The sequence below is a fragment of the Kitasatospora sp. NPDC051702 genome (assembly GCF_040681575.1).
Taxonomy (GTDB): Bacteria; Actinomycetota; Actinomycetes; order Streptomycetales; family Streptomycetaceae; genus Kitasatospora.
In genome coordinates this window covers 134,371-157,417 of sequence record NZ_JBFAZB010000001.1, presented here as the reverse complement: position 1 = coordinate 157,417, position 23,047 = coordinate 134,371, and the positions used below count along the sequence as shown (strand labels likewise).

At 76.8% G+C, this 23,047-nt stretch carries 15 protein-coding genes and 1 riboswitch; of the genes, 4 read left to right on the top strand and 11 right to left on the bottom strand.

Features of this window, described 5'->3' with window-relative positions:
* Positions 1-33 precede the first annotated feature (33 nt).
* The 3 genes from AB0N04_RS00670 to AB0N04_RS00660 all read right to left on the bottom strand — a co-directional run bounded on the left by AB0N04_RS00670 (position 34) and on the right by AB0N04_RS00660 (position 3,272).
* Entirely contained in the window at positions 34-1,128 is a 1,095-nt protein-coding gene (locus AB0N04_RS00670) for a PQQ-dependent sugar dehydrogenase (RefSeq protein WP_360205164.1), read from the bottom strand.
* Positions 1,129-1,283: 155 nt separating this feature from the next.
* Positions 1,284-2,087, bottom strand: a complete 804-nt coding sequence (locus AB0N04_RS00665) for an ABC transporter ATP-binding protein (RefSeq protein WP_360205162.1) — start codon at positions 2,085-2,087, stop codon at positions 1,284-1,286.
* A gap of 177 nt (positions 2,088-2,264) precedes the next feature.
* A complete protein-coding gene (locus AB0N04_RS00660) occupies positions 2,265-3,272 on the bottom strand; it encodes an iron-siderophore ABC transporter substrate-binding protein (RefSeq protein ID WP_360205159.1) in 1,008 nt (335 codons plus the stop codon).
* 117 nt (positions 3,273-3,389) lie between these two features.
* Between AB0N04_RS00660 and fhuB the strand changes: the two genes are divergently transcribed.
* From fhuB to AB0N04_RS00645, 3 genes are all read left to right on the top strand, one after another.
* The gene (gene fhuB / locus AB0N04_RS00655; RefSeq protein ID WP_360205157.1) at positions 3,390-5,576 is read left to right on the top strand and encodes a Fe(3+)-hydroxamate ABC transporter permease FhuB; all 2,187 of its coding nucleotides are present in this window, start codon (positions 3,390-3,392) and stop codon (positions 5,574-5,576) included.
* A gap of 104 nt (positions 5,577-5,680) precedes the next feature.
* The gene (gene fes / locus AB0N04_RS00650; RefSeq protein ID WP_360205154.1) at positions 5,681-6,799 is read left to right on the top strand and encodes an enterochelin esterase; all 1,119 of its coding nucleotides are present in this window, start codon (positions 5,681-5,683) and stop codon (positions 6,797-6,799) included.
* Between the two features lie 155 nt (positions 6,800-6,954).
* Positions 6,955-7,022: riboswitch (guanidine-III (ykkC-III) riboswitch) on the top strand.
* Between the two features lie 12 nt (positions 7,023-7,034).
* Positions 7,035-7,886: an MBL fold metallo-hydrolase gene (locus AB0N04_RS00645; RefSeq protein WP_360205152.1), complete on the top strand. Its 852-nt coding sequence runs from the start codon at positions 7,035-7,037 to the stop codon at positions 7,884-7,886.
* 64 nt (positions 7,887-7,950) lie between these two features.
* On the opposite strand, the gene AB0N04_RS00640 is transcribed toward AB0N04_RS00645, so the two are convergent.
* From AB0N04_RS00640 to AB0N04_RS00630, 3 genes are read right to left on the bottom strand one after another with little or no spacing between them, the layout of a single operon-like run.
* Positions 7,951-9,351 (bottom strand): DHA2 family efflux MFS transporter permease subunit, encoded by a 1,401-nt coding sequence (locus tag AB0N04_RS00640; protein WP_360205150.1) that lies wholly within the window; start codon positions 9,349-9,351, stop codon positions 7,951-7,953.
* On the bottom strand, positions 9,348-9,533 hold the full coding sequence (locus AB0N04_RS00635; RefSeq protein WP_360205147.1) for an MbtH family protein: 186 nt from the start codon (positions 9,531-9,533) through the stop codon (positions 9,348-9,350). Before AB0N04_RS00635 ends, AB0N04_RS00640 begins: the two co-directional genes overlap by 4 nt.
* Entirely contained in the window at positions 9,526-16,764 is a 7,239-nt protein-coding gene (locus AB0N04_RS00630; protein WP_360205144.1) for an amino acid adenylation domain-containing protein, read from the bottom strand. The genes AB0N04_RS00635 and AB0N04_RS00630 overlap by 8 nt, the downstream gene beginning before the upstream one ends.
* A 125-nt stretch (positions 16,765-16,889) precedes the next feature.
* On the opposite strand from AB0N04_RS00630, the gene AB0N04_RS00625 reads away from it, so the two are divergent.
* The gene (locus tag AB0N04_RS00625) at positions 16,890-18,041 is read left to right on the top strand and encodes a M20 family metallopeptidase (RefSeq protein ID WP_360205142.1); all 1,152 of its coding nucleotides are present in this window, start codon (positions 16,890-16,892) and stop codon (positions 18,039-18,041) included.
* A 107-nt stretch (positions 18,042-18,148) separates the two neighbouring features.
* Here AB0N04_RS00625 and AB0N04_RS00620 read toward each other — a convergent pair whose 3' ends face one another.
* From AB0N04_RS00620 to dhbC, 5 genes are all read right to left on the bottom strand, one after another.
* The gene (locus tag AB0N04_RS00620; protein WP_360205140.1) at positions 18,149-18,928 is read right to left on the bottom strand and encodes an AMP-binding protein; all 780 of its coding nucleotides are present in this window, start codon (positions 18,926-18,928) and stop codon (positions 18,149-18,151) included.
* 101 nt (positions 18,929-19,029) lie between these two features.
* Positions 19,030-19,254: a phosphopantetheine-binding protein gene (locus AB0N04_RS00615; RefSeq protein WP_360205138.1), complete on the bottom strand. Its 225-nt coding sequence runs from the start codon at positions 19,252-19,254 to the stop codon at positions 19,030-19,032.
* A gap of 5 nt (positions 19,255-19,259) precedes the next feature.
* Positions 19,260-19,901, bottom strand: coding sequence for an isochorismatase family protein (locus AB0N04_RS00610; RefSeq protein ID WP_360205135.1), 642 nt, complete (start codon positions 19,899-19,901; stop codon positions 19,260-19,262).
* A gap of 12 nt (positions 19,902-19,913) precedes the next feature.
* Positions 19,914-21,596, bottom strand: coding sequence for a (2,3-dihydroxybenzoyl)adenylate synthase (locus tag AB0N04_RS00605; protein ID WP_360205133.1), 1,683 nt, complete (start codon positions 21,594-21,596; stop codon positions 19,914-19,916).
* On the bottom strand, positions 21,593-22,747 hold the full coding sequence (dhbC, locus tag AB0N04_RS00600) for an isochorismate synthase DhbC (RefSeq protein WP_360205452.1): 1,155 nt from the start codon (positions 22,745-22,747) through the stop codon (positions 21,593-21,595). The genes AB0N04_RS00605 and dhbC overlap by 4 nt, the downstream gene beginning before the upstream one ends.
* Positions 22,748-23,047: the final 300 nt, after the last annotated feature.

Here is a 23,047-nt window from a genome sequence, read left to right as displayed (position 1 = left end):
CGACCGCGACAGCGACAGCGGCGTCAGCACCCGCTACGGCGACGGCGACAGCCGCAGGACCCGGTCGTCGCCCGGGCGGGGCTCGCCGCGGCCGTCGGTGTTGTCGGTGGCCAGCAGGAGGCTGCCGTCCCGGTCGGCGACGACGGTGCGCAGCCGCCCGTAGTCCCCGTCGAGGAAGCCCTGCGGCGGCCCGGCGAGCCGGTCGCCGGTGATCGGGACGCGCCACAGCCGGGTGCCGCGCAGGGCGGCCACCCACAGCGCGCCGTCGGCGTAGGCGAGGCCGCTCGGGGAGGCGTCGGCCGGGTGCCACTCGACGACCGGGTCGAGGTAGGCGGGGTCGCGGCCGACGCCCTCGACGGCGGGCCAGCCGTAGTCACCGCCGGGGCGGATCAGGTTGAGCTCGTCCCAGGTGTCCTCGCCGAACTCGGTGGCCCAGAGCCGGCCGCCGTCGTCCCAGGCGATGCCCTCGACGTTGCGGTGGCCGTAGGAGTAGACGGGCGAGTCGGGGAACGGGTTGCCCGGGGCGGGTGCGCCGTCGGGGGTGAGCCGCAGGATCTTGCCGCCGAGCGAGCCCTTGTCCTGGGCCAGCGCGGGAGTGCCGCTGTCGCCGGTGGTGGCGTAGAGCAACCCGTCCGGGCCGAAGGCGATCCGGCCGCCGTTGTGCCGCGGGCCGCGCGGGATGCCGGCCAGCAGGACGTCGGGGGCGCCGAGCCGGGCGCCTGCGGGCTGCTCCGGGTCGTAGCGCAGCCGGACGATCCGGTTGTCGGTGGCGGTGCTGTGGTAGGCGTAGAGGAGGTGGTCGGCGGCGAAGTCGGGGGACGTCGCGATGCCGAGCAGTCCGCCCTCTCCCCCGGCGGTCACCCCGGGCACGGTGCCGGCCTCGGTCGTGGCGCCGCCGGCCGCGGCGACCAGGACGATCCGCCCGGCGTCCCGTCCGGAGACGAGCAGGTCGCCGTCGGGCAGCAGGGCCAGGCCCCAGGGCACCGGCAGGCCGTCGGCGACGGTGGCCCGCACCACCGGACCGCCCGCGGTGGGCGAGCCGGAGCCGGCGGGGGCCGGCGCGGTGGAGGAGCAGGCGGTCGGCAGCAGCAGGGCCAGCAGGACGGCGGCGAGTCGGCGGGGGTGCACGGGGAGGCCTCCGTGGACGTCGGGCGCTTCGGCGCGGGGGTGCCCCAGCACACCACACCGGCCCGGGCCCGCCCCCGCAACCCGCCGCAGGCCGCCGGTGGTGGACGGCGGCCGGCAACGGGCGGGCCGGTGCGGCGCCGACCGCCCGTCAGCCGTCAGTCCGCCGCGACCCGCAGGGCGGTCGCCGGCGCCCGCGGGACGATCACCGGCGCGCCGTCGCCCGGCGCGGCCAGTACGTCGCTGTCGATGTCGTACAGCGCCCGCACCAGCGACGCGTCGACCACCTCGCGGGGCGGGCCGCAGGCCACCACCGAGCCGCCCCGCAGGGCGACCACCAGGTCGGCGTAGCGGGCGGCCGCCGCCAGGTCGTGCAGCACCATGACGACGGTCCGCCCGCCGGCCGCGACCTCGCGCACCAGCTCCAGCACCTCGACGGCGTGGCCGAGGTCGAGCGCGCTGGTGGGCTCGTCGAGCAGCACCACGGGCGCGTCCTGGGCCAGCACCATGGCGAGCCAGCAGCGCTGCCGCTGGCCACCGGAGAGGCGGTCGAGCCGGCGGTCGGCGAGCTCCTCGACGCCGGTGGCGCGCAGCGCCCGCGCGGTGAGCCGCTCGTCCTCGGCCGACCACTGGCGGAACAGCCCCTGGTGCGGGTGCCGGCCGTAGCGGACCAGCCCGGTGACGGTGACCGCCTCGGGGGCCTGCGGGCTCTGCGGGAGCAGCGCGACCCGGTGCGCGGCCTGCCGGGGCCGCAGCCGCCAGAGGTCCTCCCCGCCGACCAGGACCCGCCCGCCGTCGGGCCGGTGCAGCCGGGCGGCGGCCCTCAGCAGGGTGGACTTCCCGCAGCCGTTCGGGCCGACCACGGCGACCACCCGGCCGGCCGGGATCGTGAGGTCGACGCCGTCGAGCACCGGGCGGCCCGGGCCGTAACCGGCGGTGAGGCCCTGGATCGTCAACTCCATCGCGGGTTCCTTCGGTCGGGGAGGGTGCCGGGAGCCGCGGGGCTCCCGGCACGGGCCTCGTCGGGGCGGGCCCGTCGGGACGGAGCCCATCGGGACGGCCGGGCCAGGACGGCCGGGTCGGGACGAGGCGGGTCAGGACGAGGCGGGTCAGGACGAGGCGGGTCAGGACGAGGCGGGTCAGGACGAGGCGAGCGCCTTGGAGATGTCGCCGATGACGACGTCGGCCGCGAGCGGGCCGCCGCGGGTGGACCAGACCGAACCGTCCACGGTGACGGCGTGGTTGTTCTTCACGGCGTTCAGCTCCTGGTAGGCGGGCTTGGACTGGACGTCCTTGAGCGCGGCCTTGCCGTCGTCGGTGAGGGTGGAGAGGAACAGCCAGTCGCCGTCGATCTCGGCGAGCTTCTCCAGGCTGAGCGCGGGGCTGTGGGCGTTGCCGTCCTTGTCCTGCGCCTTGGGGCGGGTGAGGCCCATGTCGAGGGCGACGCCGCCGGCGAACTGCCTGCGCTCCATCCAGCTGGGCCCGGTCGGGTTCCAGCGGACGATGGAGACCGCCGCGCCCTTGTTCTTGCCGAGCTCACCGCCGGCCTTGGCCGCCTTGGCCTCGTAGTCGGCGATCACCTTGTTGGCCTGGTCCAGCTTGTTGACGGCGTTCCCGATCCCGCGGAAGGCGAGCTTCCAGTCGTCGGTGGGCGCCATGGTGACGAGCGTGGCGGGGGTGATCTCGCGCAGCTGCTTGAGCACCTGCTCGTCCTGCATGTCGCCGGCCAGGATGAGGTCGGGCTTGGCCGCGATGACCTTGTCCATGACGGGCTGGAGCAGGTTGCCGACCACCGGCACGCCCTGGACCTTGTCCTTGAGGTACGCCGGCGGCTCGTTGAGCCCCTGGCCGTTGGTGATGCCGGCCGGCTTGACGCCGAGGGCGAGCACCGCGTCGAGGTCCTCCTGGGTGAGGGTGACGATCCGCTGGGGCGAGGCGGGGATCTCGACGGCCTTGCCGGTGGCGTCCTTGACGGTCCGCTTGCCGCCGGCCTGGTCCGGGGCGGCACTGCCGGCGGCGGACGACCCGCCCGCGGCGGGGGCGGAGGAGCCGCACCCGGCGAGCAGGAGGGCGGCGGCCCCGGTGACGGCCAGCACCTGGACCGCACGGCGGCGGACGGCGGGGAGCGGGCTCTGGGCAAACGGCATGGGTGCCTCCGGGCAGCGGTGTTGCGGGAGTTGAACGGCGTCCGGACGGATCGGCGCGGTGACGGTGCCCCGGCGGCGCCCCACAGGACGGTACAACCATTAGGTTAGCCTTACCTTATGACATCGTCGCAAGTGGGCGAACCCACGGCGTCCCGCACCGCACCCGACGCCCCGCCGCCACCCCGGCCGCCGGAGCCTGAGCCGGCGCAGGCGGACGACCGCCGCCGGCCCGTCTGGCCGATCGCCCTCGGCACGGTGGCCGCCCTGCTCGCGCTGGCCGCGCTCTCGCTGTCGGTCGGCGCCGGCGAGGTCGGCGCCGGGCGGGTGCTGGACTACCTGCTCGACCGCGGCGGCGCCCGCGGCGACGGCCGGCTCGCCCTCGTCGTCGGCGACCTGCGACTCCCCCGCACCGCCACCGCGCTGCTGGTCGGCGCCGCCCTCGGCGTCGCCGGGGCCCAACTGCAGTCCGTCACCCGCAACCCGCTCGCCGAGACCGGACTGCTCGGCGTCAACGCCGGTGCCTCCCTCGGCGTCGTGCTCGGCATCGCCGCCCTCGGCGTCCAGACCTCCTACGGCTACCTGGCCTGCGCGTTCGGCGGCGCCGTCCTCGCCAGCACGCTGGTGCTGCTCATCGCCGGCGCCCGGGGCGGCGGATCACCGATGCGGCTGGTCCTCGGCGGGTCCGCGGTCGGCGCCACCTTCGGTGGACTCACCGGCGTGCTGATCGTCAACTCTCCCGAGACGTACGACCGGTACCGGGTCTGGGTGCTCGGCTCACTCGCCGGCGTGGAGGGCTGGGCGACCCTGCGCCAGCTCGCGCCCGTCCTCGCCGCCGGCTTCCTCCTCGCCCTGCTCGCCACCCGCCCGCTCACCGCGCTCGCCCTCGGCGACGACCTCGCCCGCGGCCTCGGCCGCCGGCCCGGCGCCACCCGTGCCACCGTCGCCATCGCCGTCACCCTGCTCACCGCCTCGGCCGTCGCGCTGGCCGGGCCGATCTCCTTCCTCGGCCTGCTCGCCGGCTTCCTCGCCCGCGCCGTCGCCGGACCCCGGGTCGGACGGCTCACCCTGTTCGCCGCGCTGTTCGGCGCCGCCGCGCTCACCGGGGCGGACGTGCTGGCCCGCGTGGTGGCCAGGCCCTTCGAGGCGCCGGTGTCGGTCATCGTCGCCCTGGTCGGCGCCCCGGCGCTGATCGCCATCGTCCGCTCCCGCCGCACGGCCGCCCTCGACCTCACCGACCCGGCCGAGGCCGCCCGCCCCCGGCAGGCCGAACCGCCCGCGCCCGCACCCGACCTGGTGCTGCGCCGCGGGGCGTGGTCCCTGCTGCTCCCCCGCCGGTCGCTGCTCGCCGCGCTCGGCCTGGCAGCCGCCCTGCTGACCGCCGTCGTCGTCTCCGCCCACGCCGGGCAGAGCGAACTCGGCCTCGGCCGCACCTTCCAGGCCGTCTTCGGCTACGGCGAGCGGCTCGACGTGCTGCTGGTCCAGAGGTTCCGGCTCGGCCGGATCGTCGCCGGACTCGCCGCCGGCGCCGCCCTCGGCCTCGCCGGGTGCCTCACCCAGACCCTCGCCCGCAACCGGCTCGCCACCCCCGAACTGCTCGGCGTCAACGACGGCGCCACCGCCGCCGTGCTCATCTCCGCCACCGCCTCCGGCACCTTCGGCGCCTGGTGGGCCGGACCGCTGGGCGCCCTCGTCGCCGTCCTCGTCGTCGCCCTGGTCTCCGGCGGCCTCGGCGCCCGCGGCTACCGGGTGCTGGTCGTCGGCCTCGCGATGTCCGCCCTGGCCTCCGCCGTCATCCAGGTCGCCCTCGCCCGGCGCTCGCTCAACTCGGCCGGATCGCTGTACGTGTGGACCTCCGGCAGCCTCAACGGCCGGGACTACGCCGTCGCCACGCCCGTCCTGCTCGGGCTGGCCGTCCTGGTGCCGCTCGCCCTCGTGGTGGCCCGGCGGCTCGCCGTGCTGCGGTTCGACGACAGCGTCGCCGCCTCGCTCGGCGTCGACCCGGGGCGGGTCCGGCTCGCCTGCCTGCTGCTGGCCGTCGCCCTGGCCGGGCTGGCCGTCGGCGTCTGCGGACCGGTCGGCTTCGTCGCCCTCGCCGCGCCCGTCCTCGCCGGGCGCCTCGCCGGGCCCGCCCGGGTGCCCGTGCTCGGCTCGGCGCTCACCGGCGCCCTGCTCGTCGTCCTCGCCGACACCCTCGGCCGGGTGCTGATCGGCGGGGTCGAGATCCCGGTCGGCATCGTCACCACCGTCCTGGGCGGGCCCTTCCTGCTGTGGGTGCTGCTCGGCCGCCGCGGCGACCCGGCGTAGCCCCCGTCCCGTCGCCCGACCCCTGCCCCTGCCCCGCTCTTGCCCGCCCTTCCCTGCCCTTGCCCGCCCCGCCCTTCCCGCCACCGAGTCCCGGAGTGCTGCCCGTGGAACCCCACCCCCTGGTCGAACCCGACCCGCACGACCCCGCGTACCGGCTGGTCACCTTCGTCCACGAGCCCGAGCCGGACCAGCCCTGCGACGGCGTGCTCGCCCTCCTGCACACCGTCACCGACAAGGACCGCCACGCCGGCGACCTCACCCCGCACCTGATGGACCGTACGGCCGACGGCCGCTGGACCATCACCTACCGGCTGCGCGCCGACCACCGCGCCTCCTACCAGCTCCACCCCTACCGCGGCGCCGCCCCCGGCACCGCCCGGGCCGACTGGCTGCACGTCCTCGACCACGCCCGGCCGGACCCGCTCGACGAGCAGCCCCGGCTGCCCGCCCGCGACGGGCGCCACCCCTCCTCCGTGCTCAGCCTCCCCGGCGCCCCCGCCCAGCCGTACGTCCGGCGCCGCGACGGCGTGCCGCGCGGCCGCACCGTCGCCGCCGAGCACGCCGGCCGGCGGGTCGACGTCCACCTGCCCGCGGGGCACGGGGCCGGCCCGCATCCGGTGGCGGTGCTGCTCGACGGGGAGATGTGGGGCGAGGTGCTGTCCGTCGGCGACACCCTCGACAACCTCACGGCCGACGGGGCGATCCCGCCCACCGTCGCGCTGCTCGTCCACACCATGGGCCCCGGCCGGCCCGAGGACCTCAGCTGCAACCCGGAGTTCGTCGACCTCCTCGCCGACCGGCTGCTGCCCTGGGCCGCCGGCCGGTTCGGCGCCACCACCGACCCGGCCGCCACCGTCATCGCCGGCCAGAGCGCGGGCGGACTCACCGCCGCGTTCGCCGCCTACCGCCGCCCGGACCGGTTCGGCAACGCGCTCTCCCAGTCCGGCTCCTTCTGGTGGCCGGACGGCACCGACTTCGACGAGGGGAGCGAGTGGCTCACCCGCCGCTTCGCCGCCGACGAGCGGCGCCCGGCCCGCTTCTACCTGGAGGTCGGCCTCCAGGAGTGGATGCTGCTCACCCAGAACCGGCACCTGCGCGACGTCCTCGTGGCGCGCGGGTACGACCTCGAGTACCGGGAGTTCAACGGCGGCCACGACTACGCCTGCTGGCGCGGCGGCCTGGCCGACGGGCTGGCGCACCTGCTCGGCGGCCCGACCGGCTGAGGGCCCGGCGGGAGGCGCCCCCTCGCGGCACCGGGCCCTCACGACACCGGCTCATGACACCGGCCGCTCACGACTCCGGCCCCTCGACACCGGCCCCTCACCGCACCGGCCCCCGCGGGGCCGGACCGCCGCCGCGGGCGCGTGCTAGCGTCCCCGTGGCGGCGCGTCGGCGCCGGCCCCGGACGAGATGTGCGCCGTACCCGGCCCGCCAAGACGACGCACGCTGGGAGGCGTCATGGCTGCCGGTACCCCGGTCGCCCGTCCGCTGGACGTGCGGTGGATCCACGGGTCCCCGTCGGCGAAGCACGACACGGACCCGGAGATCCAGGTCTACGAGTACGACGAGCACACCGTCATCCTGCGGCAGAACATGGCGGTCAACTACGAGGCGCCGTTCCTGTTCCTGCTCTTCGGGGACGAGCGGGCGGTGCTCATCGACACCGGGGCGACCCCGGAACCCGCGTTCTTCCCGCTGCGCACGGTCGTCGACGGGCTGATCGACGCATGGCTCGCCCGCAACCCCCGCGACGGCTACCGGCTGCTCGTGCTGCACACCCACCCGCACGGCGACCACGTCGCCGGCGACGGACAGTTCACCGGGCGGCCCCTCACCACCGTGGTCGCGGCGGACCCGGCCACCGCCTGGGCCCACTTCGGCTTCGACCGCGACCCGGAGGCGGTGGCCCTCGTCGACCTCGGCGGCCGGGTCCTGGAGTGCCTGGCCACCCCGGGACACCACCCGGCGGCCGTCACCTTCCACGACCCGCACACCGGCTTCCTGCTCACCGGGGACACGGTCTACCCCGGCCGGCTCTACATCGACGACTGGCCGGCCTTCACCAGGACCATCGACCGGCTGATCGCCTTCGCCGAACGGCGACCGGTGACGCACGTGCTCGGCTGCCACATCGAGATGACCCGCACCCCCGGCGTCGACTACCCGATCCGCTACACCCACCAGCCCGACGAGCCGCCGCTCGAACTGACCGTCGACCACCTGCACCGGATCCGCGCCGCCCTCACCGAACTCGGCGGCCGCCCCACCCGCCACGCGCTCGCCGACCTGATCCTCTGGCCCAGCGACTGAACCCGCCCCTCGGGCGGGCGGGCAGACGGGGGCGGCGCCGGTCAGCGCCGCCCCCGGGCCCCGGTCAGTCCTCCGGGGGCGGCGGGGCCGGCGGCTCCACCGGGAGGCGCTGCGCGACGAGGACGCCGACCGCGACCAGGCCGGCGGTGCCCAGCAGGGCGACCCGGTAGGGGCCCGCCGAGCCGGCGTCGTCACCGAGGGCCCCGATCACGGCGGCCGCGGCGGCGATCCCCAGAGCCCCGCCCAGCGTGCGGACGATGGTGAACAGGCCCATCGCCCGGCCCATCGCGGGCGGCGGGACGTCGGCGAAGCCGGCGATCTGGACGGTGAGCACGGCGGTGCCGAGGACCAGCCCGACCGCGAACATCAGCGCCCGCACCGCCCACGGGTTCTCGGCGAAGCCCAGGGCGGCCAGCACGAGCGCGGCCAGCAGCAGGGCGGGCCGGGCGAGGCGGCGCGGACCGAACCGCGGCAGCAGGCGGTCGACGACCTGGGAGGCGGCCATCAGGCCGAGCGCCTCCGGGAAGACGCTCAGGCCGGCGTCCAGCGCCGAGGCCCCGAGCGCCGCCTGGTAGAGCAGCGGGAGCGCGAACAGGGCGCCCATCAGGCCGGCCGAGGTGAGCAGGGCGAGCCAGGTGGCGGCGCCGTAGGCCCGGTCGGCGAGCAGCCGCACGTCCACCAGCGGTTCCTCGGCCCGGAGTTGGTGGCGCACCGCCGCGCCGAGCAGCAGCAGTCCGGCCAGTCCGCCGAACGCCACGCCCGGCGAGGACCAGCCGTGCGCCGGGCCGAAGCCGAGCGCGTAACTGAGCAGCCCGAGGCCGGGGGTGGCGAGCAGGAATCCGGTGGTGTCGAAGCGGCCGGCGGGCGGCTCGGCCTCGGCCCGCAGGCCGGCCAGGCCGGTGACCAGCGCCGCGACCCCGATCGGCACGTTGACCAGGAACAGCCAGTGCCAGGAGAGGTGTTCGGTGAGGAAGCCGCCGAGCGGCGGCCCGAGGGCGGGCATCAGGGCCGTGGGCACGATCAGCACGCGGCCGAGGCCGGCCCGCTCGTGCGGGGCGAACGCCCGGAACAGCAGGGTCATCCCGACCGGCGTGAGCAGCCCGCCGGCCACGCCCTGGACGGCCCGCGCGGCGGCGAGCGCGCCGAGGCCGGGAGCGGCGGCGCAGAGTGCGGAGGCGAGGGTGAAGGCGGCCAGCGAGCCGAGGAAGACCCGCTTGACGCCGTACCGGTCGCCGAGCCAGCCGGCGACCGGCAGGCCGACGGCGAGTCCGACCAGGAAGGCCGTCTCCACGGCGTTGGCCGCCGAGACCGGCCGGCCGAAGTCCTCGGCGATGGTGAACAGCGCGGGGTTGACGATGGTCGAGTCCAGGCCGTTCATGCACATCGCGGCGGTGTAGACGACGACCACCGCGGCGCGCCCCGCGAGGAGGGGGCGCGCCGGGGCCCCGGCGGCGGGAGGGGTCACAGGTCGGTCCAGTGGGCGGTGATCCAGGCGAGCGCGTCGGCGCGCCCGCAGGGCCCGTGGGAGACGTCCCAGCCGGCCGGGACGGCGGCGAACGCGGGCCACAGCGAGTGCTGGCCCTGGTCGTTGACCAGCGCGAGGAACCGGCCGTCGGCGTCGAAGGGGTTGGTGGGGGCGTCACTCATCGGAGGACTTCTCCAGGTGGTCGGAGATCACGCGGGCGATGTGCGCGATCGGGGCGGGCAGGGTCATGTCCTTGTGCGAGCAGGCGACGTCCGTGTTGTCGATCCGGCCGGACACGTACGGGGTCCACAGCTCGGGGACGAGGGTCTCGTCGATGGTGTCGACGGTGGCCCGGAAGAACAGCACGTCCCCGTCGAAACGGCGGTGGTCGTAGCCGCGGACCAGGTCGTTGGTGTTGAGGTAGATCCGGTTCAGCGCGGCCACGGTGGCGTCGTCGAGCCCGGCCAGCGGGCTGCCCTCGCGGCGCAGCAGTTCGGTGACGGCGCCGAGTTCGAGCGGCCGGCCGTCCAGGTCGGCGGGGCCGTAGCCGCCCATGGTGAGCAGCGCCTCCAGGGCCTCGGCCTGGTCGGGGACGGGCAGGTCGCGGAAGCCCTCGGCGGGGTAGGCGTCCAGGATGGCCAGCAGGTCGACGCGGTGGCCGAGTTCCTGCAGCCGGACGGCGACGGCGTGGGCGATGATCCCGCCGGTGGACCAGCCGAGCAGCCGGTAGGGGCCCTCGGGCTGGACCTCGCGCAGCCGGTCGGCGTAGTGCGCGGCCAGCTCCTCCAGGGTGCCCGGCAGCGGCAGGCCGGCGGTGGCGGCGCCGACGCCCTGGGCCTGGAGGCCGTAGATCGGCTGGTCGGCGGGCAGGTGGCGGATCAGGCCGGTGTAGCACCAGCTGAGGCCGCCGGCCGGGTGGACGGCGAACAGCGGGGTTCGGCGGCCGGGCGCGGCGGGGCGCAGCGGCAGCAGCACGTCGAGGGCGTCGGCCTGCCGGGCGCCGCCGGACAGGGCCGCGTCGAGGGCGGCGACGGTGGGTGCCTGGAACAGGGTGCCGATGCCGGCCTCCAGTCCGAGCACCTCGCGGATCCGCCCGGCGAGGCGGACGACCAGCAGCGAGTGGCCGCCGAGGGCGAAGAAGTCGTCGTCGACGCCGACCGAGGGCACCCCGAGCACCTCGGCGAACAGCTCGCACAGCTGCTGTTCGCGCGGGTTGCGCGGGGGGCGTCCGCCGCCGCCGGCCGGCGCCTCGGGGGCGGGCAGGGCCCGGCGGTCGAGCTTGCCGTTGGCGGTGAGCGGCAGCCGGTCGAGCAGGACGACGGCGGAGGGCACCATGTGGACGGGGAGTTCGGCGGCGGCGTGGGCGCGCAGCTGCTCGGGGGTGACGGCCGCCGGGGCGGGGTCGGGCCGGTCGGCCGACCGGGCGGCGACGGCGTAGCCGACCAGTCGGCGGTCCCCCGGCGCGTCCTCGCGGACGACGACGGCGGCGTCGGCGATGCCGGGGTGGGCGGCCAGTACGGCCTCGATCTCGCCGAGTTCGATCCGGAAGCCGCGCAGCTTCACCTGCTGGTCGGCGCGGCCGAAGTACTCCAGCACGCCGTCGGCGCGGCGGCGGGCGAGGTCGCCGGAGCGGTACATCCGGGTGCCGCGCTCCCCGAACAGTTCGGCGTACGGGTCGGCGACGAAGCGCCCGGCGGTGAGCTCGGGGCGGCCGAGGTAGCCGCGGGCCAGACCGGCCCCGGCCACGTACATCTCGCCGGTGACGCCGGGCGGGACGGGCTGCAGGTACTGGTCGAGCACGTAGACCCGCAGGTCGGGGATGTTGACCCCGATGGTGCTGCTGCTGCCGGCGGCGGCGCTCGCCCGGTCGAGGGCGATGTGGGACACGTGCACGGTGGTCTCGGTGATGCCGTACATGTTGACCAGGGTGGGCGCGTGCTCGGGGTGGCGGTCGTACCAGTCGTCCAGCCGGGCGAGTTCGAGCGCCTCGCCGCCGAACACCACGTAGCGCAGGGCGAGTTCGCTGCCGGGGCGGTCCCGGTCGGCGGCGCTGAGCTGGTAGAAGGCGGACGGGGTCTGGTTGAGCACGGTGACGCGTTCGCGGGCGAGCAGGTCGAGGAAGGCCGCCGGGTCCCGGCTGACCAGGTGCGGGACGACGACCAGCCGGCCGCCGTGCAGCAGGGCTCCCCACAGCTCCCAGACGGAGAAGTCGAAGGCGTAGGAGTGGAAGAGGGTCCAGACGTCGTCGGCGCCGAAGCCGAACCAGTGGTCGGTGGAGCGGAAGAGGCGCACCACGTTGTGGTGGGTGACGGGCACGCCCTTGGGCCGGCCGGTGGAGCCGGAGGTGTAGATGACGTAGGCGGTGTCCTCGGGGCGCAGCGGGCGGGTGCGCTCGTGCTGGGCGGGCGGGGTGGCCGGGTGGTCGCCGTGGTCCGGTCCGTCGACGAGCAGCCTGGGCAGGTCCTGGGCGGGCAGCCGGGGCTCGGTGGCGCGGTCGGTGAGCAGGGCGGCGGGGGCGGCGTCGGCCAGCATGTAGGCGAGGCGGTCGGCCGGGTAGTCGGGGTCGAGCGGCAGGTAGGCGGCGCCGGACTTGGCCACCGCGAGGAGGGCGACGACGAGGTCGAGCGAGCGCGGCAGGGCGAGGGCGACGATGGCGCCGGGGCCGATGCCGTCGGCGATCAGCCGCCGGGCCAGCCGGTCGGCGCGGGCGCCGAGTTCGGCGTAGTCGAGCTGCTCGTCGCGGTGGCTGACGGCGACCGCGTGCGGGTGGGCGGCGGCCGCGGCCTCGAACAGCTCGGGCAGGGTGGTGTCCGGGGCGGACGGGGCGGGAGTGCCGTTCCACTCGACCAGCGCGCGCGTCCGTTCCTGCTCGTCGGTCAGCGGGAGCCGGCCGATCGCCGTGTCCGGGTCGCCGGCGGCGGCGGTGAGCAGTCGGGCGAGCCGGGCGGCGAGGGCCTCGGCGGTGGCGGCGTCGAACAGGTCGGTGCGGTACTCCAGGAAGCCGCCGATGCCGCCGCCGGGCAGCTCGCCCGCGTTGAGGGTGAGGTCGAACTTGGCGGTGCCGCTGGGGACGGCGGCGATCCGGGCGGTGAGGCCGCCGCCCATCGGGTGGGTGTCGTCCGGTCGGCTCTGCCAGGCGAGCATCACCTGGAACAGGGGGTGGCGGGCCAGCGAGCGGGGCGGATTGAGCTCCTCGACGAGCCGGTCGAACGGCAGGTCGGCGTGCTCGTGCGCGGCGAGCACGGTGCCGCGGACCCGGTCGAGCAGTTCGCGGAAGGTCGGGTCGCCGGAGGTGTCAGTGCGCAGGACCAGGGAGTTGACGAAGTAGCCGACCAGGTCGGCGGTGGCCGGATCGTCGCGCCCGGCGACCGGGGTGCCGACGGGGACGTCGGTGCCGCAGCCGTGCCGGGTGAGCAGGGCGGCGAGCCCGGCCTGGACGGCCATGAAGACGGTGCCGCCGCAGGCCCGGGCGAGGGCGGCGAGGGCGGTGTGGGCCCCGGCGTCGAGGGCGAACGGCACGGTGGCGCCCCGGTGGCCGGCGACGGCGGGGCGCGGCCGGTCCGCGGGCAGCTCCAGCTGGTCGGGCAGGCCGGCCAGGGCGGTGCGCCAGTACTGCGCCTGCCGGGCGGCCAGCGGGCTGGGCCGGTCGGCGGTGCCGAGCAGCTGCCGCTGCCAGGCCGCGTGGTCGGCGAACTGCAGGGCCGGCGGCGGGAGGTCCGGGGCGCGGCCGGCCAGCCGGGCGGTGTAGGCGGCGGCCAGGTCGCGGGCCAGCGGGGTGGTGGAGGCGCCGTCGCCGGCGATGTGGTGCAGCAGGAGCAGCAGGGTGTGCTCCTGCGGGCCGTGCGCGAACAGGGTGGCCCGCAGCGGCGGTTCGGCGGCGAGGTCGAAGCAGTGCCCGACGGCTTCGGCGAGCGTGCCGCCCGCGCCGCCCGTGCCGCCCGCGCCGCCCTCGTGCAGCTCGACGGGTGCGGCCGGGAGGATCCGCTGGTACGGCGTGCCGTCGGACTGCTCGCCGTAGACGGTGCGGAGCACCTCGTGGCGGGCGCTGACGTCGCCGAGGGCGAGGGTGAGCGCGGCGCGGTCGAGCGGGCCGGTCAGGGTCAGGGCGAGCGGGATGTTGTAGGTGGCGCTCGGGCCCTGGAGCCGGTTCAGGAACCAGAGTCCGCGCTGGGCGGCGGAGAGCGGCATCCGCTCGGTGCGCGGCGCCGGGACGAGGGCGGGGCGGGCCTCCGGGGCGGCGTCGGCGGAGCCGTCCAGCAGGTCGGCGAGCCCGGCCGGGGTCGGGTGGCGGAAGACGTCGGCGAAGCCGACGGGCGTGGCGAAGGTCTCGCGCAGCCGGGCGGCGAGCCGGCCGGCCAGCAGCGAGTGGCCGCCGAGGTCGAAGAAGGAGTCGTCCCGCCCGGGGGCCGCGGGCAGGCCGAGCACGTCGGCGAACAGCCCGCAGACCAGCTCCTCCCGGGGTGTGGCGGCCGGTGCTCCGGCGGCCGGGAGGGCGGCGGCGGGTTCCGGCAGGGCACGGTGGTCGAGCTTGTCGTGGGCGGTGCGCGGCAGTTCGTCGAGGAGCAGGACGGCGGCCGGGACCATGTGCCCGGGCAGCCGCTCGGCGAGCGCGGCGCGCAGCGCGTCCGGGTCCGGGGCGGCGCCGGGCGCGGGGACGGCGTAGCCGAGCAGCCGCTTGCCGTGCGGGCCGGGGCGGGCGATCACCACGGCCTGGGCGACGCCGGGCAGTTCGGCGAGGACGGCGGCGATCTCGCCGGGCTCGATCCGGAAGCCGCGGATCTTGACCTGGTCGTCGGCGCGGCCGAGGAACTCCAGGGTGCCGTCCGGACTGCGGCGGGCGAGGTCGCCGGTGCGGTACATCCGCGCGCCGGGCGGGCCGAAGGGGTCGGCGAGGAAGCGCTCGGCGGTGAGGTCGGGGCGGCCGAGGTAGCCGCGGGCCAGACAGGCGCCGGCCACGTACAGTTCGCCGGTGGCGCCGTCGGGGGCGGGCCGCAGCGAGCCGTCCAGCACGTAGGCGCGGGAGCCGCGCACCACCCGGCCGACCGGGGCGCCGTCCGGGCCCGGGGTCCAGGCGTAGGCGTCGACGGTGGTCTCGGTCGGGCCGTAGAGGTCGATCGGGTGCAGCCCGGGGACGGCGGTCAGCCGGCGCCAGAGCGCGGGCGGGGTGGCCTCGCCGCCGACCGCGACGACGGCGGGGCGGTGCCACTCGTCGTCCAGGATGCCTTCGGCGAGCAGGACTTCGAGGTAGGAGGGGGTCACGTCGAGGTAGTCGACGCGCTCGCGGTGGAGGTGGCCGGCCAGCACGGCGGGGTCGCGGTAGGTGGCGTCGTCGAGCAGGTGCAGCTCGTGGCCGTGGACCATCCAGAGCACCGGGTCCCAGCTGGCGTCGAAGGCGAACGAGGCGCTGTGGGCGACCTTGAGGCGCTCGCGGCCGGTGCGGCGCACGGCCGGGGCGATGTGGTCCTCGCCGTGGCCCGCGCACAGGTTGGCGAGCGAGGCGTGGGTGACCAGCACACCCTTGGGGCGGCCGGTGGAGCCGGAGGTGTGCAGCACGTAGGCGGCGTCCTGGAGCCGGGGGGCGGGCGGCGCGGAGGCGGGCTCGCCGTCGGCGTCGCCGGGCAGGACGGCGGACAGCCCGGCCGGCAGGTCCAGCGCGGCCAGGGCCTCGGGGGTGCCGATCGCGCAGACCGGGCGGGCGTCGGCCAGCACGGCCGCCAGGCGCGGGCGGGGGTGGGCCAGGTCGAGCGACACGCAGGCGCCGCCGGCCTTGAGCACGCCGAGCAGCGCGACCACGGTGTCGGTGCCGCGCGGCAGGGCGATCGCGACGGGCGCGCCGGCCCGTACGCCCAGGGCGGCCAGGCGGTGGGCGAGACGGTTGGCGGCGGCGTCCAGCTCGGCGAAGGTGAGCGCGCTGCGGCCGCTGCGGACGGCGACGGCGTCCGGGGTGCGGGCGGCCTGGGCGGCGAAGAGCTCGGGCACCGTCCGGTCGACCGGCGCCTCGGTGCGGCCGGCGGTGGCCCGGCGCAGCGCGGCCGGGTCGAGCAGGTCGATCCGGGCGATCGGCGTCCGCGGGGCGGTGAGGAGCAACTCGGCGAGGGCGTCGAGGTAGCGCAGCAGGCCGTCGCGGTGGGCGGCGAGCGAGGCGGCGTCGTAGCGGGCGGGGTCGGCGTCCAGGACGAGGCGCAGGGCGCCGCCGGGGGCCGGCGACACGCCGACCGCGAGGTCGTCGACGGGGCCGGCGGCGAGGTTGCGGACGACGCCGGGCAGTCCGGCGAGGTCGAGGTCGCCCTCGAAGGCCTTGATGTTGACCATCGGTCCGAACACGGCGCGGCGGTCGCCGGTGCGCCCGAGGTCGCGGCGCAGGTCCTCGAGCGGGTAGCGCTGGTGGCGGCGGACGGCGCGCAGCTCGCGGACGACGCGGCGCAGCAGCTCCTCGGCGGGGTCGGCGGCGTGGACGGCCACGCGCAGCGGGAGCACGTTGGCGGTGGCGACGGGGGTGCGCAGGGCGGCCGGGCCGCGGCGGTTGGCCAGCGGCAGGCCGAGCACGACGTCCTCGGTGCCGGCCAGCCGGTGCAGGTAGCCGGCGGTGGCGGCGAGGAGCAGTTCGGCCCAGGTGGCGCGGGCGGGGGCGGCGGCCCGCTCCAGGCGGTCGCGGGTGCCGGCGGGCAGGTCGGCGGTGAGGCGCAGCGGGGGTGCGGCGGGTGACGCGGTGTCATCGCCTGTGGCTGAGGGCGGGGTCGGGCCCGGGGTCGTGGCCGGCGTGCCGGGGAGGGTGGCGGGGCTGCCGGCGTCGGCCAGGCGGGCGGCCCAGTGGGCGCGGTCGGCCGGGTACTCCTCGCCGTCCCGGTAGGCGGCCTCCTCGGCGGCGGCCTCGGCGAGGTCCGCGAAGGGGCGCGCGGCGGGCTCGGTGGCGGTGGCGTGCGCGGTGTAGAGCTCGGCGACCCGCTCGCCGAGGAGGGTCAGCGCGTAGGCGTCGACGGCGAGGTGGTGGATCCGCCGGTACCACCAGGTCCGGTCGTCGGCGAGGCGGATCAGGGCCTGGGTGAACAGCGGGCCGCGGGTGAGGTCGGCCGGGCGGGCGAGGTCCGCGCGCATCCAGGCCTCGGCCTCGGCGTCCGGGTCGTGGGCGGCGCGCAGGTCGAGGCGGTGCAGCGGCCAGCGCGGGCCTGGGCTCAGCCGCTGACGGGGCGTTCCGTCGGGGCCGGTGACGACGACGGCGCTCAGCGCCTCGGCCTCGTCGACCGCCTGCCGCAGGGACTCCTCGAAGAGGTCCTCGTCGAGGAGTCCGGTGATCTCGACGGCGTCGCCGGTGTTGTAGGCCGAGCTGTCGGGGTCGAGCGCCTGGGCGTACCAGATGGCGGCCTGGGCGGCGAGCAGCGGGACGTCGGCGGCCTGGGTGTCGACGGCAGGCATGGTTCGGAGAGCTCCTCGGGGTCCGGCGAACGAAACGCCATACTTAGGTTAGCCTAATCTAACTTCATATGATCTGGTCAACGGCCCCCCGGGGCCACGGCCCTGACACCCCGGAGACGCCGCCCATGCCCCCGAGCGACGCCAAAGAGGCCGTCCGCGCACGCGTCCACGCCCACCGCGACGAGCTGCTCGCGCTCAGCCGCCGCATCCACGCCCACCCCGAGACGGCCTTCGAGGAACACCGCGCCGCCGCCTGGTGCGCCGAACTGCTGCGCACCCACGGCTACGCCGTCACCGCACCCGCGCACGGCCTGGCGACCGCGTTCACCGCGAGCCTCGGCGACGGGCCCACCACCGTCGCCCTCGTCTGCGAGTACGACGCGCTGCCCGGCCTCGGACACGCCTGCGGGCACAACCTGATCGCCGCCGCCGGCCTCGGCGCGGCCCTCGGACTCGCCCCGTACGCGGACCGGCTCGGGCTCACCGTGCGGGTGATCGGCGCACCCGCCGAGGAACGCGGCGCCGGAAAGGCACTGCTGCTCGCCGACGGCGCCTTCGACGGGGTGGACGCCGCGATGATGGTGCACCCGTGCCCGGTCGAGGTCGCCGACTTCCGCTCCTTCGCCCTCGGCACGCTCTCCGTCCGCTACACCGGCCGCGCCGCCCACCCGAGCCTCAACCCGCACGAGGGGCGCAACGCCGCGGACGCGCTGACCGTCGCCCAGGTCGCCCTGGGGCTGCTGCGCCAGCAACTCCCGCCGCACTGGCGGGTGCACGGCATCACCACCGCGGCCGGCACGGCGCCCAACCTCATCCCGGACAGCGCCAGCGCCGAGTACGAGATCCGCACCCCGGCGGCCGAGGACCTCGCGGAGCTGCGCGCCCGGGTCGAGGACTGCTTCCGGGCCGGGGCGCTCGCCACCGGCTGCGAGGTGCTGCTCGAACGACCCGAGCCGGACTACCTGGACATGCGTTCCGACCCCGCCCTGCTCGACCTCTGGCGGGCGAACGCGGCGGCCCTCGGCCGGCCGGAGCCGATCGAGAGCGGACCCTTCGCCTGCACCGACATGGGCAACGTGTCGCACGCGGTCCCGGCCATCCACCCCGTCCTCGACATCACCGGCGGCGCCTGCACCCCGCACGAGGCCGCGTTCGCCGAGGCCGCCGTGGGGCCGGAGGCGGACCGGGCGGTCCTGGACGGCGCGGTCGCCCTGGCCTGGACGGCCGCCGACCTCGCGGCGGCGCGGAGGGGCGGGGTGAGCGGACGGGCGGGGTGACAGCTGACAACTTTCAGATTTCAGCCGACAGATTTCAGATGACAGATTTCATCATCTGTCATCTGAAATCTGTCATCCGCCCCCCGCCACCTGTCCCCCGCCGCCCGTCACCCGCCGAGCAGTGCCGTCGAGGTCGCCCGGACCGCCGTCACGCCCAGGTCGCGGACCAGGGCTCCGACGTCCCCAGGCCGGTGCGGATCGGCCAGCACCACGGCGGCGCCGGTCCGCAGCGGCCACAGGAACTCCCAGAGCGGCAGACCGAGTTGGAGCACCCGGTCGCCCGGTCCGAGCGGGTGGGCGGCCTGCAGCTCGCGCACCCGGCGGTCCGCCTCGCCGTGGGTGAGCCGGACCTCCTCCGGTCGCCCGCCCGGCCCGAACCCGATGCAGAGCGGGTGCTGCGGGGTGAGCGCCCGGGGCGGGTCGGTGGCGAGCTCGCCCGCCGCGTCCAGCCCGGCGAGCGCCCCCGGCACCCCCTCCCCCAGTACGCACACCGGCGCCGTGCGGGCCAGCAGCAGCTCCCGGCGCCCGGGCGCGTCCGCCGGGTCCAACGGCAGGTAGGCCGCACCGGACTTGGCGACCGCCAGCAGCGAGGTCAGCAGGTCCGCCGGCCGGCCGGCGGCCGCCAGGCCCACCACCGCACCCGGGCGGGCGCCCCGCGCGGTCAGGACCCGCGCCAGCCGGTTGGCCGCGGCGTTCAGCTCCCGGTAGGTGACGACGGCGCCGCCCGCGATCACCAGGGCCGGCACCTCCGGCGTCCGCGCCGCCTGGGCCTCGACGGGCCCCACCGCGGTGGTCGGCGGGTGCTTCGGCGCCCGGGCCGCCCGGGGGTCCGGCGCACCGGGCCCGGACGGCGGAGCCAGGGTCAGCACACCGCCGGCCGGCCGCACGGCCGCGCTCCCAGGCGCGCTCCCCACCGCTCCCACCGCCTCCGCCGCCGGGGTCGCCCCCGCCGCTCCCCCCGCGGCTCTCTGGACCGCGAGCGCCTCCATCAGGCCGCGCCCAGCAGCGCGGCCCAGGCCTCGACGGCCGGGCGCTCGGCCAGCTGCACGAACCCGACCTCGGCGCCCTCGGCCCGCCAGCGCTCGGCGAGCGCCATCAGCCGCACCGAGTCCAGGCCCCAGTCGGCCAGGTTCTCGTCCAGCGGGATGTCCGCCGGGTCCTCCCCGAGCAGGTCGGCGACCTCGGCCCGGATCCGCTCCACCGTGAAGGCCATGCCCGTCACTTCCCTTCCAGCGTCGCGGACACGGCGTCCGCGGTCGTCACCAGTCCGCAGCGGCCGGCCACCCACGCGAGTGCGGCCCGGTGCTCCTGCGGGCCGAAGTCGGCGACCGCGTCGGCCACCACGAAGGCCTGCACGTCGCGCATCCAGGCGTCGCAGGCGGTGGCCTGGACCCCGATGTGCGCGTAGACGCCGGTGATCACCAGCTGGTCGCGGCCCTGCTCGCGCAGCAGCCGCTCCAGGTCGGTGCGCACGAAGGCGCTGTACTTCCACTTGGTGAGCACGGTGTCGCCCGGCGCCGGGGCGACGGCCTCGGCGATCGCGGTCGCCCGCGGGTCGTCCGGGATGCCGGGGCCCCAGAAGTCCTGCTGGAGGCCGCGTTCGGCCGGGCTCTGCCCGCCGGGCTGGGCCGAGTAGACCACCGGCATGCCGTGGACGGCGGCCAGCTTCGCCAACCGGGCGACGTTCCCGAACAGTTCGGGGACGGGCGGGGCGGCGGTGTCGAAGGCGTCCAGGAAGTGGTTCTGCAGGTCGTGCACCAGCAGCACGGCGCGCGCCGGGTCCACCGTCCAGGCGACCCGGTTGGCGGGCAGCTCCTCGGCGGCGGGCATCGGATAGGAGGGAATGCGGGGCAGGCCCACGGCGGTGGTTCCTTAGGGGACGGGGTGGATGGAGGGGGCGGGGGCTGGCAGCGCGGCCGCGATCGCGGCGCGCAGGTCCTTCTTGCTGACCTTGCCGATCCCGGTGGCGGGGAAGGCGTCGACGAACTCGACGCGGTCGGGCACCTTGTACTCGGCGAGCCCGCGTCCGCGCACGAAGCGCTTCAACTCGACGGACTTCGGCGGCCGTTCGGCGTGCTCGGGCCTCAGCACGACGTACGCGCAGGTGCGTTCGCCGAGGTACGGGTCGGGCATCGAGACGACCGCCGCGTCGTGCACGGCGGGGTGCGCGAGCAGGTGGTTCTCGATCTCCTCGGCGGCGACCTTCTCGCCGCCCCGGTTGATCTGGTCCTTGGCCCGCCCCTCGACCACCAGGTGGCCGGTGGGGGTGCGGCGGACGAGGTCCCCGGTGCGGTAGAAGCCGTCCGCCGTGAAGGAGGCGGCGTTGTGCCCGGGCGCGTTCCAGTAGCCGCGGATGGTGTACGGGCCGCGGGTGAGCAGGTGTCCGGTGGCGCCCTCGGGGACGTCGCGGTCCTGGTCGTCGACCACCCGGATCTCGTCGTCCGGGGAGATCGGCCGGCCCTGCGTGGTGGTGATCAGCTCGTCCGGGTCGTCCAGACGGGTGTAGTTGACCAGGCCCTCGGCCATCCCGAACACCTGCTGGAGGGTGCAGCCGAGCACCGGCCGCACGCGGCGGGCGGCCTCCTCACTGAACTTGGCGCCGCCGACCAGCAGCACCTCCAGGCTGTCCAGGTCGTTCCCGCCGGGCCCGGCCGCGCCGCGCTCGGCGGCGTCCAGCCAGAGCAGGGCGAGCGGCGGCACCAGCCCGGTGACGGTCACGCCCTCGCGCTCGATCAGCGGGAAGGCCGTCTCCGGGTTGGGCTGCGGGCACAGCACCACCCGGCCGCCCGCGTACAGCGTGCCGAGCGAACCGGGCGAGCTGAGCGGGAAGTTGTGGGCGGCGGGCAGCACGCACAGGTAGACGCTGTCCGCGTCGAGGGCGCACAGCTCGACCGAGCCGCGCAGCGAGTAGATGTAGTCGTCGTGGGTGCGCGGGATGAGCTTCGGCACGCCGGTGCTGCCGCCGGAGAGCTGCAGGAAGGCGACGTCGGCCGGGCCGGGCGCCTCGGTCGGGCCGGGCCCGTCGCAGGGCACGTCGGCGAGTCGCAGGTGCTCCCCCGGGTCGTCCCCGGCCACCAGGACCAGCCGCAGCGCGGGGTTCTCCGCCTGCACCCGGCTGGCGAGTTCGCGGTAGTCGAAGCCGTTCTCGACGGCCGGGACGACGTAGCCGGCCGCGCCGGTGAAGGAGCAGAAGTGGCCGATCTCGGTGGCCCGGTGCGCGGGCAGCGCGAAGACCGGCAGCGCGCCGATCCGGAAGAGCGCGAAGACCACCTCGAAGAACTCGGCCACGTTGGGCAGTTGGACCACCACCCGGTCGCCCCGGCGGATCCCCCGGGCGAGCAGCCCGGCGGCCATCCGGTCGGCGCGGCGGTCGAGTTCGGCGTACGTCCAGCGGCGCCCGGCGCCGGCCGGGTCCACGACGGCGATGCGCTCGCCGTGCTCGGCGGCCCGCTCGCGCAGCATCCGCCCGAAGGTCTCGCCGCGCCAGTACCCGGCGGCCCGGTAGCGCTCGGCGAACTCGGCGGGGTACGGGGTGAATCCGTCCGGGAGCGTCACTGCGGCACCCCCGCCGCGTCCAGGAAGGTGCGGAACTTGGCGCTGGTCTCGGCCAGTTCGTCCTCCGGGCGGGAGCGGTCCACGACGCCCGCGCCCGCGTAGACCCGCAGGGTCCGCTCGTCGGCCTCGGCGCAGCGGATGGTGACCACCCACTCGCCGTCGCCGTCCGCGTCGCTCCAGCCGACCATGCCGGTGTAGAGGCCGCGGTCGAAGGGCTCGACCTCGCCGATCACCCGCCGGGCCACGTCGGTCGGGGTGCCGCAGACCGCCGGGGTCGGGTGCAGCGCGGTGGCCAGCTCGAGGGCGGAGACCGCCGGGTCGGCCAGCTCGCCGCCGATGGTGGTGGCGAGGTGCCACATCGCGGCGGTCCGCACCAGGGTGGGCCGGTCCGGTACGTCCAGGGTGCGGCAGTACGGCGCCAGCGCGGTGCGGATCGCGTCCACCACCACGGCGTGTTCGTGCAGGTCCTTGGGCGACTCCAGCAGCGCGGCGGCGCGCCGGACGTCCTCGCCGAGGTCGGCGCTGCGCGGCACCGAGCCCGCCAACGGGTTGGCCAGCACGGTCGTGCCGCGCCGGGAGAGCAGGAGTTCGGGGCTGGCGCCGATCAGGGTGCGGCCGCCGCCGGCCGGGACGGCGAAGGTGTAGCCGCCCGGGTCCCGGCGGCCGAGCCGCTGGAGGATCGCGGGCAGGTCGAGGGCGCCGTCGGCGCTCAGCTCGACGGTGCGGGCCAGCACCACCTTGCTCAGCTCCCCGCCGCGCAGCCGCTCGACGGCCGCCGCGACCCCCGCGCCGTACGCGGCCGGCTCGGGCACCGGGCGGATCCGCCAGGCGACCTGCTCGGCCGGCGGGGCGGGCAGCGCGATCAGCGGGTCGTCGCGCAGCGCCCCGGCTCTACGGACCTTCAGCGGGACGGCGAGCTCGGCCCGGCTGTCGTGGTCGAAGGCCACCGCGCCGACCACCAGCGGCCGTTCGACCCCGGCGCGGCGCGCCTCGGCCAGTGTCGCGGCGACCCGCTCGGGCAGCGGGCGTCCGTCCTGCGGCACCCTGGCGTGCACGCCGGTGGTGAGCAGGGTCCGGGTCGGCGAGGCGAAGAACGCCTCGTCGGTGGCGGCCCGGTACTGGCCTAGCAGACCGCTGGCCGCGCCGATCACCGCGTGGTCGGGGCGCTGCGCGGGGGCGGCGGCGGGGTCCGCGAGCGCGGCGGGCCCGGCGGGGGCGTGGTGCACCGTGGTCACCGTGGTTTCTCCAGTCGTGGGACGGTCGGGACGGTCGGGGTGTGCCGGCGTGCCGGCGCCATCGGGGGCCTCGGCCTGCCGGATGCGCCGGGCCCCGGCCCCTGCCCCCGCACGGCGGCCCGGGCGCCGGGCACACCGCGGGGACGGCCGCCGCAGCGGCCGCCGGGGCACCCCCGGGCGGCCGGCGGGCGAGGAGCGGGGGGAACGGGGAGGAGG

Excerpts from the sequence above, each read along its gene's own strand:
- AB0N04_RS00665 (WP_360205162.1), bottom strand. The coding sequence starts at position 2,087 with ATGGAGTTGACGATCCAGGGCCTCACCGCCGGTTACGGCCCGGGCCGC.
- AB0N04_RS00660 (WP_360205159.1), bottom strand. The coding sequence starts at position 3,272 with ATGCCGTTTGCCCAGAGCCCGCTCCCCGCCGTCCGCCGCCGTGCGGTC.
- fhuB (WP_360205157.1), top strand. The coding sequence starts at position 3,390 with ATGACATCGTCGCAAGTGGGCGAACCCACGGCGTCCCGCACCGCACCC.
- AB0N04_RS00645 (WP_360205152.1), top strand. The coding sequence starts at position 7,035 with ATGGCTGCCGGTACCCCGGTCGCCCGTCCGCTGGACGTGCGGTGGATC.
- AB0N04_RS00635 (WP_360205147.1), bottom strand. The coding sequence starts at position 9,533 with ATGAGTGACGCCCCCACCAACCCCTTCGACGCCGACGGCCGGTTCCTC.
- AB0N04_RS00630 (WP_360205144.1), bottom strand. The coding sequence starts at position 16,764 with ATGCCTGCCGTCGACACCCAGGCCGCCGACGTCCCGCTGCTCGCCGCC.
- AB0N04_RS00625 (WP_360205142.1), top strand. The coding sequence starts at position 16,890 with ATGCCCCCGAGCGACGCCAAAGAGGCCGTCCGCGCACGCGTCCACGCC.
- AB0N04_RS00615 (WP_360205138.1), bottom strand. The coding sequence starts at position 19,254 with ATGGCCTTCACGGTGGAGCGGATCCGGGCCGAGGTCGCCGACCTGCTC.